This is a genomic window from Streptomyces sp. NPDC043896 (assembly GCF_056435605.1).
Genome location: NZ_JBWKEE010000014.1, coordinates 111,218 through 124,485 on the forward strand (window position 1 = coordinate 111,218; position 13,268 = coordinate 124,485).

General features: G+C 73.1%; 12 protein-coding genes. 8 read left to right on the forward strand and 4 right to left on the reverse strand.

Annotated features, from left to right (window positions below):
* Positions 1-8: 8 nt before the first annotated feature.
* The 3 genes from AC069X_RS21470 (at position 9) to AC069X_RS21480 (ending at position 3,710) form a co-directional block, all read left to right on the forward strand.
* Positions 9-1,529, forward strand: a complete 1,521-nt coding sequence (locus AC069X_RS21470; protein ID WP_478730324.1) for an ABC transporter permease — start codon at positions 9-11, stop codon at positions 1,527-1,529.
* Between the two features lies 1 nt (position 1,530).
* Entirely contained in the window at positions 1,531-2,571 is a 1,041-nt protein-coding gene (locus tag AC069X_RS21475) for an ABC transporter ATP-binding protein (protein WP_478730326.1), read from the forward strand.
* A 257-nt stretch (positions 2,572-2,828) separates the two neighbouring features.
* Positions 2,829-3,710 carry a GNAT family N-acetyltransferase gene (locus AC069X_RS21480; protein ID WP_478730328.1) on the forward strand — a complete coding sequence of 294 codons (882 nt, stop codon included), beginning with the start codon at positions 2,829-2,831 and terminating at the stop codon, positions 3,708-3,710.
* Between the two features lie 149 nt (positions 3,711-3,859).
* Here AC069X_RS21480 and AC069X_RS21485 read toward each other — a convergent pair whose 3' ends face one another.
* Positions 3,860-4,633 carry a glycosyltransferase family 2 protein gene (locus AC069X_RS21485; RefSeq protein ID WP_478730329.1) on the reverse strand — a complete coding sequence of 258 codons (774 nt, stop codon included), beginning with the start codon at positions 4,631-4,633 and terminating at the stop codon, positions 3,860-3,862.
* Between the two features lie 216 nt (positions 4,634-4,849).
* Here AC069X_RS21485 and AC069X_RS21490 point away from each other — a divergent pair, with 216 nt between their 5' ends.
* The 3 genes from AC069X_RS21490 (at position 4,850) to AC069X_RS21500 (ending at position 6,888) form a co-directional block, all read left to right on the forward strand.
* On the forward strand, positions 4,850-5,032 hold the full coding sequence (locus tag AC069X_RS21490; protein ID WP_478730331.1) for a hypothetical protein: 183 nt from the start codon (positions 4,850-4,852) through the stop codon (positions 5,030-5,032).
* Complete coding sequence (locus tag AC069X_RS21495; RefSeq protein WP_478730333.1) at positions 5,029-6,231, forward strand: enoyl-[acyl-carrier-protein] reductase FabV; 1,203 nt, start codon at positions 5,029-5,031, stop codon at positions 6,229-6,231. Before AC069X_RS21490 ends, AC069X_RS21495 begins: the two co-directional genes overlap by 4 nt.
* A gap of 99 nt (positions 6,232-6,330) precedes the next feature.
* Positions 6,331-6,888 carry a PH domain-containing protein gene (locus AC069X_RS21500; RefSeq protein WP_478730335.1) on the forward strand — a complete coding sequence of 186 codons (558 nt, stop codon included), beginning with the start codon at positions 6,331-6,333 and terminating at the stop codon, positions 6,886-6,888.
* A 75-nt stretch (positions 6,889-6,963) separates the two neighbouring features.
* Here AC069X_RS21500 and AC069X_RS21505 read toward each other — a convergent pair whose 3' ends face one another.
* Positions 6,964-7,797 (reverse strand): SDR family oxidoreductase, encoded by an 834-nt coding sequence (locus AC069X_RS21505; protein ID WP_478730337.1) that lies wholly within the window; start codon positions 7,795-7,797, stop codon positions 6,964-6,966.
* Positions 7,798-7,877: 80 nt separating this feature from the next.
* Between AC069X_RS21505 and AC069X_RS21510 the strand changes: the two genes are divergently transcribed.
* Both AC069X_RS21510 and AC069X_RS21515 read left to right on the forward strand, forming a co-directional pair.
* Positions 7,878-8,474 carry a TetR/AcrR family transcriptional regulator gene (locus tag AC069X_RS21510; RefSeq protein ID WP_478730339.1) on the forward strand — a complete coding sequence of 199 codons (597 nt, stop codon included), beginning with the start codon at positions 7,878-7,880 and terminating at the stop codon, positions 8,472-8,474.
* Positions 8,475-8,585: 111 nt separating this feature from the next.
* Positions 8,586-8,813: a DUF5133 domain-containing protein gene (locus tag AC069X_RS21515; protein ID WP_478730341.1), complete on the forward strand. Its 228-nt coding sequence runs from the start codon at positions 8,586-8,588 to the stop codon at positions 8,811-8,813.
* Between the two features lie 81 nt (positions 8,814-8,894).
* Here the strand turns inward: AC069X_RS21515 and AC069X_RS21520 are convergent, their stop codons facing one another.
* Together AC069X_RS21520 and AC069X_RS21525 are read right to left on the reverse strand one after the other, a co-directional pair.
* Positions 8,895-9,905: a hypothetical protein gene (locus AC069X_RS21520; RefSeq protein ID WP_478730343.1), complete on the reverse strand. Its 1,011-nt coding sequence runs from the start codon at positions 9,903-9,905 to the stop codon at positions 8,895-8,897.
* Between the two features lie 138 nt (positions 9,906-10,043).
* A complete protein-coding gene (locus AC069X_RS21525; protein WP_478730345.1) occupies positions 10,044-13,268 on the reverse strand; it encodes an SAV_2336 N-terminal domain-related protein in 3,225 nt (1,074 codons plus the stop codon).

Here is a 13,268-nt window from a genome sequence, read left to right on the forward strand (position 1 = left end):
CGAGGCGGGTGCCGCGTCCGGCTCTGGCCTGCGCGGCGCTGCTCGCCGTCGGCGTGGCGCTCATCCCCGTGGCCTATCTGGGCGTACGGGTCGGCGAGGCGGGATGGACCCGCATCGCGGACGAGTTGTTCACGTCGCGTACCGCGGAGCTGGCCGCCAGGAGCGCGGCGCTCGCGGCCGTCGTCACCGTCGCCTGCACCGCGGTCGGAGTGGTCGCCGCGTTCCTGGTCACCCGTACGGACATACCGGGGCGACGGCTGTTCGGGGTCCTCTCGGCCCTGCCGCTCGCGGTCCCCAGCTACGTGGCCGCCTTCGCCTGGGTCTCCACCGCACCCCGCTTCGAGGGCTTCTGGGCCGCGGCACTCGTCCTCACCCTGGTCTCGTACCCGTACGTCTACCTGCCCGTCGCCGCCGCGCTGGCCGGCGCGGACCCGGCACAGGAGGAGGTGTCGCGGTCGCTCGGCCGGGGGCCGTGGCGCACGGTCCGCGGCGTGACCCTGCGCCAGGTCCGTCCCGCCGTGGGCGCCGGAGCCCTGCTCGTCGCCCTCTACGTACTCTCCGACTTCGGCGCCGTCTCCATCCTCCGGGCCGACGTCCTCACCCGGGCCCTCTTCACCTCGATCAACCTCGGCTTCGACCCCACCGGCGCACTCGTCCTCGCCACCGTCCTCGTCGCCCTCTCCGGAATCCTGCTCCTGGCCGAACAGCTCACCCGGCGGCGCGGGGCCCGCTACGCCCCGCTGGGCGGCGCACCCCGCCCGCCGGGGAGGCTGGGGCTGGGGCCGCTCCGGTGGCCGGCCGCATGCGCGCTCACCGGGCTGACCGCCACCGCCCTCGGCGTGCCCGCGGCCGGCCTGGTCCGCTGGACCCTGGAAGGGGTGTCACGGCCCGGTTCCCTCGCCGACCTGGCCACGGCCGCCCGCAACTCCCTGACCGTCGCGCTCCTCGGCACGGCCCTCACGGTGCTGCTCGCCCTGCCCGTGGGGCTGCTCGGCGCCCGCGCACCCGGCCCCCTCGCCATCGCCCTCGACCGCCTGACCTACCTCTCCCACGCCCTGCCCGGCCTGGTCATCGGCCTGTCCCTGGTGTTCCTCGGCATCACCGTGGCCCGCCCGCTCTACCAGACCGTATGGCTGCTCACCCTCGCGTACGCGGCCCTCTTCCTGCCCCTCGCCGTCGCGGCCGTCGGCGCCGCCGCCGCTCAGGCGCCACCCGCGCTGGAGGAGGTCGCCCGCTCACTCGGCCGGGGCCGCGCGTACGTACTGCGCACCGTGACCGTGCCCCTGGCCGCACCCGGCATCGGCGCCGGAGCCGTCCTCGTCTTCCTCACCTGCATGAAGGAACTGCCCGCCACCCTGCTGCTGCGCCCGACCGGTCTCGACACCCTCGCCACCGGCCTCTGGACCCACACGTCCGTCTCCGCGTACGCCGCCGCCGCACCCTACGCGGCCCTCCTGGTGCTGATCGCCGCCGTGCCCGCCTGGTGGCTGTCGGCGCGCACCGGAGTCCTCACCCGGGGAGGCGGCTGACATGGCCGAACTGCGGATCACCGGCGTGCGCAAGGCATTCGGCACCGTACAGGCCCTCGACGGGGTCGACCTCACCGTCCGCTCCGGGACCCTGACGGCCGTACTCGGCCCCTCCGGCTCGGGCAAGACCACACTGCTGCGCTGCACCGCCGGATTCGAGCTGCCGGACGCGGGCGAGATCCGCGTCGGCACACGCCGCGTGGCCACCCCCGGCAGCGCGGTGGCGCCCGAACACCGCCGCATCGCGGTGGTCCCCCAGGAGGGCGCGCTCTTCCCGCACCTGACCGTCCTCGGCAACGTGGCCTACGGACTGGACCGGGCCGCCCGCCGGGCCGGGCGCGCCGAGTCGGTACTGGAGCTGGTGGGTCTGGCCGGCTTCGAGGACCGCATGCCCCACCACCTCTCCGGGGGCCAGCAGCAGCGCGTCGCGGTCGCCCGCGCACTGGCCCCCCGGCCACCGGTCGTGCTCCTCGACGAACCGTTCAACGCACTCGACGCCGCCCTGCGGACCGGACTGCGCCAGGACGTCTGGCAGGCACTCCGCGCCGACGGCGCCACCGCCGTCCTCGTCACCCACGACCAGGCAGAAGCCCTGTCCATGGCCGACGACGTCGCGGTCATGCGCGACGGCCGGATCATCCAGCACGGACCGCCCGAACTCCTCTACCACGCACCGGCCGACCCCTGGGTGGCCGGCTTCGTCGGCGAGGCCGTCTGGCTGCCCGCGGTACTGGACGGCGACCTGGCCCACACCCCCCTCGGAACCCTTCCCGTCACCCCGACCGGCACCGCGCCGCCCCCCGGGCCCCGTCGCGTCCTGCTGCGCCCCGAACAGATCTCCCTCGCCCGGCCGGGGACCCCCGGCGCGATCACCGCCACCGTCGTACGCCGCGACTTCTACGGCCACGACACGGTGCTCGCCCTGCGCCTGCCCGACGGCACGACCGTGGCCGCCCGCATCTTCGAACCGACCGCCGCCCCGCCCGCCGTCGGAGACGAAGCAACCCTGCGCGTGCACGGCCCCGCCCGGGTCTTCTCGTAGGCTCAGGGCGCTGGCCGAGCAGCCGCGACGTGCCGGTCGCGGCCATCGGCGAGTGGCCGTGACCGCACGCCCTCACCGGTCTGCCGTCGATCGTCAATCCTTTGCCGAGGAGCCGGTGGCCCGGCTAGGTTTTCCCAGCCGTCCGATGCCGGTCGGGACCGGCGCCGTCGACGAGGAGGTGTGGAGCACATGCGCAGGAGTGCCCAGCAGTCGAGTCCGCGTACCGACCTTCGCCCCTTCCTCACGACGGAGACACCTTGTCGTCTCGCATCACCCCACTGACCGACCCTGCTCACGGCCCGAACAGCCGGCGTCTCGCATGGCTGGCGTCCGACGCCGATTCCATCCCCACCGGAACCGCCTTCCTGCGCCTGTTCGACAGTCCCGGACAGGAGCACCTGGCCGAACTGACCCTCCAGGTCCATCCGGCCGAGCGACGCCGGCACGTCGGCTCACAGCTCCTCAACGCCGCCGTGGCCGCCGCCCGGGACAACGCCCGCCGCCGCGTCATCGCGCAGGCCGAGGCCGGCGCGCCCGGCGACCGGTTCCTGGTGGCGCGCGGTTTCCGCAAGGTCCTCACCCTGCGGTTCTCCCGCCTGGCACTGGCCGACGTGGACACCGCCGCCCTCGCCGGGATCATCGAGCAGCCGCATCCCGGCTACCGGCTGGCGGCATGGCAGGGAGCCGTCCCCGACGACCTCGCCCACACGTTCGCCGCCTCACGCCGCGCCATGGACGACATGCCCATGGAAGACACCGACTACGGCACCGTGGCCTGGGACGTGGACCGGGTCCGGGCCGCGGCGAAGGCGGTCGAACGGCGAGGCGACCACCTGCACACCGTCGCCGCCATCGACACCTCCACCGGCTCGGTCGCCGGATTCACAGAACTCGTCATTCCCGGCAACGGCACCGGTGACGGCCAGCACTACGGCACCGGCGTGCTGCCCGAGCACCGTGGACACGGCCTCGGCCGATGGATGAAGGCCGAGTCGATCCGGCACGCCCGTGGGTCCCATCCGAACCTCGGCGGTCTCCTCACCGACACCGCCGACAGCAACACGCACATGAGACGGATCAACGACCGTCTCGGCTACACACCCACGCACACGACGCACCAGTACCAGCTCGACCTCTAGCAGCCGACGGACGGGCCGGAGCCAGACATCACGTCTCCGGCCCGTCCATGCTTCCGACACACGAGGTGGGATTCGTGCAGGTCCAGCGGGTGCCTTCCCCCGCCCACGCAGGGACGCCCCAAGACTGAGGCTTGAAGATGCGACACCCCTCAGATGCGGGAGTTGCGCACCGACTGCCACACGGCACCGGCCAGCGCCCGCGTCGCCCGCGGGACCGACAGGTGCTCGTGCTCGCGGTACAGCGCCCAGTTGTACCGGACGAGGGAGAGCTTGTTCGAGGACAGGGAGCCGGCCTGGTGGGCCCGGTACACCGCCAGCGGCTCCGCCAAGCCCCGGGCGTCGGCCCCGTCCCGCATGATCGACAGCCAGAGGGCGTAATCCTGGCGCTTGCGCATCTCCGGCATCAGCCTCGTGCCCAGGGCGTTGCGGTCGTACATGGCGGTGAGGGCACCGATGTGGTCGCGGACCAGCATCGCGCGGTAGTCCACGTGCTCCCGCGCCCGCACCACGCGCCCGTTGGGGACCCAGTCGGTGCTCTCGCCGGCGTAGTCGGCGTCCATCTTGTAGTACGAGGTGAACGTCAGCGGCGCGGTGGCCTGAGCGGCGAAGGCGAGCTGCTTCTCGGTCTTCTGCGGCAGCCACATGTCATCGCTGTCGAGGAAGGCGACGTAGTCCCCGCGGGCCCGCTCGATCGCACGGTTGCGCGCCCGGCCCGCGCCGCCCTGCTCGGGCGCCCGCTCCGGCAGGACCCGCTCGTCCTGCCGGGCGAACTCCGCGAGCAGGTCCATGGAGCCGTCGGAGGACTGGTCATCGGTGACCAGTAGCTCCAGGTCGCTGTGGGTTTGGGTGAGCACCGACCGGACGGCCGCGCCGAGGGTCGCCGCCGAGTTGTACACGGGCATCACGACAGACACCAGGGGCACAGCACTTCTCCTTGCCAGAACAGAACCGACCCCCATTCAAGCACCGCAACGGAGCGGGAGCTGCCACGCACACCGTCGTCGCCGGTCAGGGCTGCGTACGTCGCCGACGCCCGATGAGGACACGAGAGGTGTCAATGCCGAAGACGACAAGGACCGAGCGCATTCTGCGTGACGCACTGTCAGGAGGCCCTGACCGTCCCGTGGATACGATCACTGATGACGGACGGCTGGAGCAGTACCTCGGCATCGACAGCCTGGCCCTGGCAGAGCCGGTCACCGCCCTCGATCACACAGCTGTCCGTCGTCATCCCGGACGAGGAGACCCGCCGCCTGCGCACCATCGCGGACCTGCACACCCTCCTCGCCCGCCTCGTACCGGACAGAACGGACACCACGTGAGCCTTCGCGAGATCGAGCCCAAGCAACGCGGATTCCTCATCGTCAACTCCCACCCCGAAGGCGCCGCACAGACCGTGCACCGCATGTGGGACGGCATCGAGGCCCGCACCGACGGCCGCAAGCCAGTCGCGCTCATCCTCGGCCACTCCGCCGGGTACGGACTCGCCACCCTCCTCACCGGACTGCGACAGCACGGCATACGCGGCATCGGTGTCGCCTTCGAGACCCCCGACAACGGGCGGCGCACCGCGAGCGCAGGCTGGTACCGCACCGCGGCCGCAGCCCGGCTCGCAGCCGGCGACGGCCACGACATCCGGTTCGTGAACACCGACGCCTTCTCCACCGACGCCAAGACCCACGTCGCCGACCTCCTCGAACAGCACTACGGACCGGTCGACTACCTCATCTACAGCCTCGCAGCCCCCCGCCGCACCGACCCGGCCACCGGCACCGTCCACCACTCGGTGATCAAGCCGCTCGGCGCCCCCTACGAGGCCCCGGCGCTGGACTTCTCCGCAGCCGACCCCAAGGTGTCCTGGGCCCGGATCGAGGCCGGCACCGAAGACGAGACGCGGGCGACGGTCGCGGTGATGGGCGGCGACGACTGGAACCTGTGGGTACGCGCCCTCGCCGCCCGCCACCTGCTCGCGGACAAGTTCACCACCGTGGCGCTGACCTACGTCGGATCGGAGGTCACCGCACCCGTGTACCGGCACGGCACCATCGGCGCCGCCAAGGAACACCTGGAACAGACCGCCCACGAGCTGAGTCACTCGACCCTGCTCAAGGAGAAGGACGGCCGCGCGTTCACGGTTGTTGCCGGCGCGGCCGTCACCCAGGCATCCAGCGCGATCCCCTCCATCGCCCTCTACACCGCCTTCCTCCGCACCGTCCTGGGCGAGCACGGATTCCGTACCACGGCCCAGCAGGCCACGGACCTGTGGGACCAGCTGGAGGGCCACGTCCCCATGCTCCTGGACGAGGCGGGAAGGATCCGGCTGGACGGCTGGGAACTCGACGACCACATCCAGGACCGCGTCCGCGAACTGTGGGCGGACCCTGAACACGGCCTCGAAGCGGGCAGGGCAGGTGCGGACTGGTTCATGAACCAGGTGCGGCAGCTCTACGGCTGGGGCCTCGACGGCACGGCCTACGGCCGGCCGGTCGAGACCGATGTGGCCTGGCCCGCACCGCGGTAGCCCGGCACGCACGGGTGGCGGGTCCGCGTACGGCTTTCAGCAGCCGACGCAGACCCCGCCCGGGGCGAGTCCCCTGCGGTACGGGGCGTTGGCCAGGGCATGGAATCTCCTCAGGCCGCCCTGGCTGACGCGGCGCCGACGGTTGGCCGGACGGTCGGGCAACTGGTCTTCCTCGGCGCGGCGTCGGTCGCCCTGCTCGTGTACATCTGGGTGCTGGAAGTCTTCTCCGCCGGGAGCGGCGTATTCGTCACCGCCGTCGTGACGGCGAACCTGGCGACGGCGTACTTGCTCATACTGCGGCCACGCACCACGGCGGACCGCGAAGGTCTCCGGATCCGGCGCGCGACCGGCTCGCGCCGGCTCGACTGGGCGGAGATCGACGACATCACCGTGCAGGACGACCCCGCACCCGGACGCAGACGTACGCGCTACGCCTGCGCCGCCCTGTCCGACGGGCAGCGCGTCGCGCTCCCGTGTGTGAACGAGAAGTGGTACGACCTCGATCAGGAAGTCGCCTTCCTGCGCGGTATGCGGGCGACGGGCGGAGCACGCGGAAGTCGGGGCGGCGCGCCGCACGGCACCGACGCGGTGTCGCCCCGTGCTCCCCGGACCCCCCGTGCCCCCCGCACCACCGGACGGAGCCGCGGTCCGGCGTGACCGTCCCGGGCTCCGAGCCCGGCCGGCCTCTTGCCCGCCGCCGACCCGCAACCGTTCAGGATGAAGACGGCTCGGTCACGCGAATGCGGCGGCGTTGCGCTTGGCCCAGTCGGCGAAGGTGGTGGCGGGGCGGCCGAGGATCCTCTCGATGTCGGGGCTGACGGCCTGTTCGCGCGGGGTGGGGGTGCCGATGATGTCGAGGGTGGTGTCGGCGACCGGGGCGGGCATGAAGGCGAGCATCTGGGCGCAGGCCTCCTCCCGGGTCTGGCCGATGAAGGTGACCGGCTCGCCGATGGCGGCGGCGATGGCGGCGGCGCGCTGGAGCGGGGTGGTCGGGGCGGGGCCGGTGAGTTCGTAGCTGGCCCTGGTGTGGCCGGGCCGGGTCAGGACGGTGGCTGCCACGGCGGCGATGTCGTCGGGGTCGACGACCGGGAGGCCGACGTCTCCGAAGGGTGCGGCGACCGTCCGGCTCGCCTTGACCGACGGAGCCCAGGCGTAGGCGTTGGAGGCGAAACCGCCCGGGCGCAGGATGGTCCAGTCGGCTCCGGAGTCCATGACGGCCTGTTCATAGGCGGCGAAGGCCCGGCCGTGCGAGAGGGAGTCCGGGCGGGTGACCACGCCCTGGGAGGACAGCAGGACGATCTTGCCGTAGTCCGCGAACGGAGCGACGACGGCTGTGGGGTCGCCGGTCATCATGAGGTCGCCGCCGACGAGCAGGAAGACCGCGTCCGCGGTCGCGGGCAGGTCGGCGACCGGCTGGGAGAGGTCGGCGGTGACGGCGCGCACGCCGGGCGGGACGTCGGCCCGGGTGATGCGGCGCGAGACGGCGGTCACCTCGTGTCCCTCTTCGGCCAGCAGGCGGACGAGCGTACGGCCGACATTTCCGGTGGCACCGGTGACAACGATCACGAGGGTCCTCGAATCCGAGTTAGTTAGCTGACCAACTGACTCGGGGAGCCTAGCACGGCCGAGGCCGTATAGTCAGTCGGGTGACTTACTCAAAGGGGTCCGCTCGCGCCCAGGCCGCCGGAGCGAAGCGGCAGCGCCTCATGGAAGCCGCGGCCGACGTCGTCCACCGGCAGGGCGCCGAGCGCACCACCATCGCCGATATTGCGCGCGCGGCCGAGGTGCCCGTCGGCAACGTCTACTACTACTTCAAGACCAAGGACGAACTCGTCGCGGCCGCACTGTCCGAGCACGAACGACACCTGAACCTGCTCGTCGGCCACCTGAGCCGGCTCCCCGATCCCCGCGAGCGCCTCAAGGGCCTCATCGAGGGCTGGGTGGGCCAGCGTGACCTCGCCGTCCGCTACGGCTGCCCTACCGGTACCCTCGCCGCGGAGCTGGGAAAGCGCGACCAGGGTGGCCTGGACGTCGAAGCGGGCAGGGTCGTCCGGCTCCTGCTGACCTGGGTGGAGAGTCAGTTCCGAGAGCTCGGCCAGCCGGCGCCGGAGGGCCTGGCCCTCACCTTGGTGGGCGCCTATCAGGGCATGTCCTTGCTGGCCAACGTCCTGCGAGACCCGGGGGTCATGGAGCGGGAGGGGGCTCGCTTGATCGCCTGGATCGACTCCCTCGATCCCGCCTGAGCCCGCCTGAGCCCGCCTGGGGTGCCGGGTGCGCGGTCCCCGAGAGGGATTGCGTGGTGATCATCCGGGTAGGCGACGGACCTGACCGTCCGATGGAGAAAGGAACCATCCATGCTGATGGCGCACCCGGCCGTGCTTCCCCGTCTCGTCGACCGCTACTGGGCCCTGGCCGTCCTCGATGCCACGGATGCCGAATCGCCCGTCCGCCAGGAGATCGAGGACGTCGAACGGGCCCTGTGCGTGGCCACCGGCACGACCGACGTGCACGCCGCGCTGATCGCCGCCCGTCACCAGCTGCCCGGCGCGGGCGCCCTCGACGACTCGGTCCTCGCTCCCTGATCCGGCCTGAGCCAAAAGACACGGCCTGACCGCCGCGGGCCGGGGCAGGAGTGCCCGGGCGGGGCTCCTCGGGTGCCCGTCTCAAGCGCTCCGTGCGCGTTCCCACAGGCTCTGAGCGAGTGCGAACGCCGCGAGGTCCGCTGTGGTGGCGAGGGAGAAGTGGACCGGAGCGGCGCCACGACGGGTGATGACGGCGAGTGGGTGGCCGAGGCTCTGCGCCTGCTTGCTGAGCTTGGTGATCTGGGACCAGGGGACGAGGCGGCTCCCGCCCGCCTCCAGGCTCGCGAATCCGAATGCGGTCAGCAGCACTTGGGGCTGGGGGTCCAGGCTGCCGCCCATGCTCAGCAATGCGCCGAGGCTTGAGGGGGCGGGTGACAGGCGGAACGCGCCCGTGTCGTTCAGGGCGTCGTACACCTTCGGCTTCGCGGCCTCCGCGGCGAACTGGCCGACCTTCGAGACGAACTCCTGGTCGCCGGTGAAGCCGTCGACCTTCAGGGGCTCCACGTTCCCCTCCACGTGGACCCAGAGGGTGTAGTCGTAGAGGTCGGCCTGCCGCAGACGGTTCCGGTTGTCCTCGACCCCGGTGACCTGGTCCCACCGCGCCCATTTCTCCCCGGAGGCGGAACGCGACGGGGAGCCCGTGCCGGGTCTGTAGCACAGCGCGTGGGTGTAGAGCTCGACCCGGCCCCCGCCCGGGAGCTCCTGCGAGCGGCCCTCGAACCGGCCGGGGTCCGGTGGGCGGTCCCACTTGTCCTGGGCGGCGCGGGCCCGGTGCCGGGCGTCCGCCCTGCGCCGTTCGCTGGCGTACCGCAGATCGTCAGCCCCGGCGCGCAGGGCGAAGCCGAGGGCGCCGAGGACCACGACTCCGCCGATGGAGGAGAGGATCACCCTCTTGTTCTGCCGGTTCTCGGCGTCCTCGGCCGCGATGTCGTCGTAGCCGTACACGCCGTCAGACGTGGTGCAGGAGTCGCCCGGCTTCATGTCGTGCCCCGCGCACTCCTTGGCCCCGTCGCCTAGATCGGGTGTGAACCCGAAGAGGACGATCAGCACCCCGATGGCGCCCGCCACCAGAGGCTTGGTGTACCCGCTCACGGTCTCTCCCCTCACTCTGCCACGACGCGACAAGGACCCGATCATCATGTCAACCGCCTTGCATGACAAGGGTGGTGAGGACCCCGGTACGGCCCGCCACCACCCGGTGGCGGCCCGCGTCTCCGTGTGCCCGCAGCCTCACGGGCGGCCTGCCGAGCCGCCCGGGGGCCGCTGTCCGCCGTAGTGGACGAACAGCGGGGTCTGGCGGGTCCGGCCGCGCACGCGTTGCCGCGCGATGCGCTCGCGCACCGTCTCGTACAGCGTTGACGGCGCGCCCGCGTCCCAGGGTCTGACCTCACGCAGCGCCTCGATCAGCTGGAGGGAGAACAAGCCGCCCCTGCCGGGCTCCTCGACCGCGTCGTTCTCCGGCCCGCTCGCCAGGTAGACGTACTGACGGCGGCCCGGGTACGGGCGGCGTCCGGGGAGGTCGTCGTCCCCGGGGGCGGGAGGGTCCGGGAGGACCTCCTCCTCCTGGACCCGGGCCCGCCCGGCGGCGGCGCAGGCGTCGATGAACCAGAACTGCTCCTCGCACGTGCTGACCTGCGGGGAGCGGAAGCGGCGGAGCAGGTCGGTGAGCGAGACGCCCGGCCCGTCGGCGTCGTCGGCGGTCAGCAGGTACTGCGAGCCGTTCGCGTCCGTCCTGCCGTGCCCGCTCCAGAACACCAGGAGGAGGTCCGCGTCGGTGCGTGCGGCCGTCTCCTGGAGCAGGGCCGTCATGACGTTGGCGGTGGTGGCTTCACGCGCCCGGACACCCATCCCCTCCGTCACCTCGCGGTTGTCCTCCACGGGCGAGACGAGGGCCGTGATGTGGTCCGGCGGCACGCCCTCCGCGAGGAGCCAGTCGGTGATGCCGCGGGCGTCGTGCGCGGGGCCGTTCAGGTCGTTCCGGTCGGCGTACGCCTCCACCCCGACGACGACGGCGTACGTGCCGCTCCGGGGCAGTGGCCCGGGCGCCGCCACCGCGGATGCGGCGGGCACGGGCGCGTCCAGTGCGGGGTCGTTCCAGACCAGGGCGAGGGGGGCGATCGTCCCCGACGCCAGCAGTGACCGCCGGTGGAGGTCCTGCAGGCTCTCGGGCAGGCTGATGGGCATGGCGAGCAGGAGGTCCACGTACTCCCGGAAGGGCGCCCGGTCCCCTTCCTCGCGGCTCCACACCACGACGGGGATCCCCTCCTCCTGGGCGATGCGGAACTGCTCGGTGTAGAGCGGGTCGCTGGTCGGGGGGCCGTCGAGCACGACGCACATGAGCCGGCTGTCGGCCCGCAGCGCCCGCACGAGTGCCGACGACGCGTACCCCTCGCCGGCCCAGTACGCCTCGTGGGGGCGGACCTGCCCGCCCGCCCTGAGCAAGCGGTCCCAGCGGTCGTGCCAGGTGTGCCGCGCACTGTCCGGCGGGGCGCACCGGAGCACCACGGGGTGGAGCACTCCGTGCGGCTCGTTCCCGGGGCCGGCCCACGTGTCGAAGGGCATGTCCAGCAGTTCCCAGGGCACATCGATCGTGATCATGTTCCCGGGGGCCTCCGGGTCGAGCGCCGCCCAGCCCTGGTCCATGACGCTCGCCACCCGGCCCCGCAGCTCCTGGAATCCCGGGACGTGTTCCGCGGTGATCAGGCTCCGGTCGCCGAGCGCCCACGCCTCCAGCGTGTAGGCGGCCGGGTCCGCCCCGCTCCTGCCGATCCGGATCCACAGTCCGTCCCGCGGGACCGGACGGGCCGTCACCGCGTCCGGCGGCGCGGCCTCCGACGCCCCACCGAGCAGGCGCAGCACGGCCCTGCTCGCCGCCGCGAACGGCGGCAGCCCGCCCGGGATGCGGGCCGTGCCCCGCTCGGCGGCGACCGCGACCGGGTGGCCCGTGCCCGGCGCGGCCTCCGCGTCGGCGAACCGGCTGAGGGCGAAGTAGACCTGCCAGGCGTCCTCCGCCGACAGGGACGTACGCAGTTCCTCGCGCACCCCGGGCCGGAACCGCAGCCGCAGCTCCCCGGACTCCGTACCGGGGACGTGCTCGAAGAGGTCGCTCACGACCAGCTCGGCGAGGACGTCCACTCCCGAGCCGGGCTCCATCGCCGCCTGCACCGCGCGCAGGACGGGCAGCGACAGCTCGGTCTGGGGGCTGCACAGGACGGCCAGCCGGCGGGCCTGCGGGGACGAGACCTGGCGGAAGGCATCCACCAGCAGCTCGGCTTCCGCGACCGGGAGCACCGCGTCCGGGTCGGAGTACGGGTCCGGATACGGATACGGATACGGGTAGACGTACGGGTACGGTTCGTCTTCGTCCTGCGGGTCGGGCGGGCGGCCGTCCGGGGGGATCAGGACCCCCTCGCAGGCCGCCTCCCCCACGGCCATCAGCGTCCCGGCCCAGGATCCCGCCGCCGCGGCCGAGATCCCCGCCACCGGGCAGGGCAGCCACGGGCCCGTCACCTCCGGGTAGGCGGCGGCGAGGAGCTGCCGCAGCCCGGCCGGGACCCCGGCGGCCAGATCGGCGGAGCGGGAGCCGCGTCCGCGCGCCTCCAGGGGCACCACGGGGCCGTCCAGGCCGGTGTGGGGCCACAGCGTCCGCGGGAGGGGGTTGAGCAGGACCGTGGCCGTGGACCGGGTCCAGTCGCGAAGCATCCGCCAGGTGTCCGGCGCGTGCCAGCCGTCCGCGACGCAGTCGGAGAGCACGAGCAGCAGCGCCCGGCCCCGCGGTTCCCGGAGCAGCGCGTGCGGTACGGGCCCGCCGGCCGGGCCGTGGAGGACGGGGGCGCCGTCCGGGCCGGGGCGCAGGGCCCAGCGGCGCACGGTGCTGAAGGCGCCCAGGCGGCGCAGCAGGACGTGCAGGTCGTCGGCCGTGTCCCGCCAGACCTGCATGGAGGGCGAGGCGTCCACGACCAGGTCGAGCCGGAACCAGCGTTCGGGCAGGGGGGTGAACACCGGCGTCAGCTCGCCGGTGCGCGTGTACAGGTCGACGGTGGCGTTGACGTCCAGCCCGCGTTCCCGGCCGCCGGGACGGCGCCGTCTGAGCGGGCGCAGCGCCCGGGCGAGGGCGGGGCCGTCGGGCAGGGCGCTGCCGCGCCGGACGCGGCCCGTGACGGCGGCGAGGGTGCCGGGGCCGTCCGGGACGCCGCCCGTGTCGTAGGTGCCGGGTTCTGGCCGGGAGGGGTACGGAGCGGGGGGTTCCGGCGTTCCTTCCGGGCCTGGGCCTGCGGGGTCCTCGGACGGCTCCTGGCCGGGGCCCGGTCCGGACGGGGCGCCGGCCGGGTCCGGGTTTCCGGTCCGGCCGCCGGCGTCCCCCATGGCGCGGGCCAGCCAGAGCGCGTCGGCGAGTGCGACGACGTCGACGTCGGCGCCGGCCCGGCGCAGTCCGCGGATGAGGGGTTCGAGCAC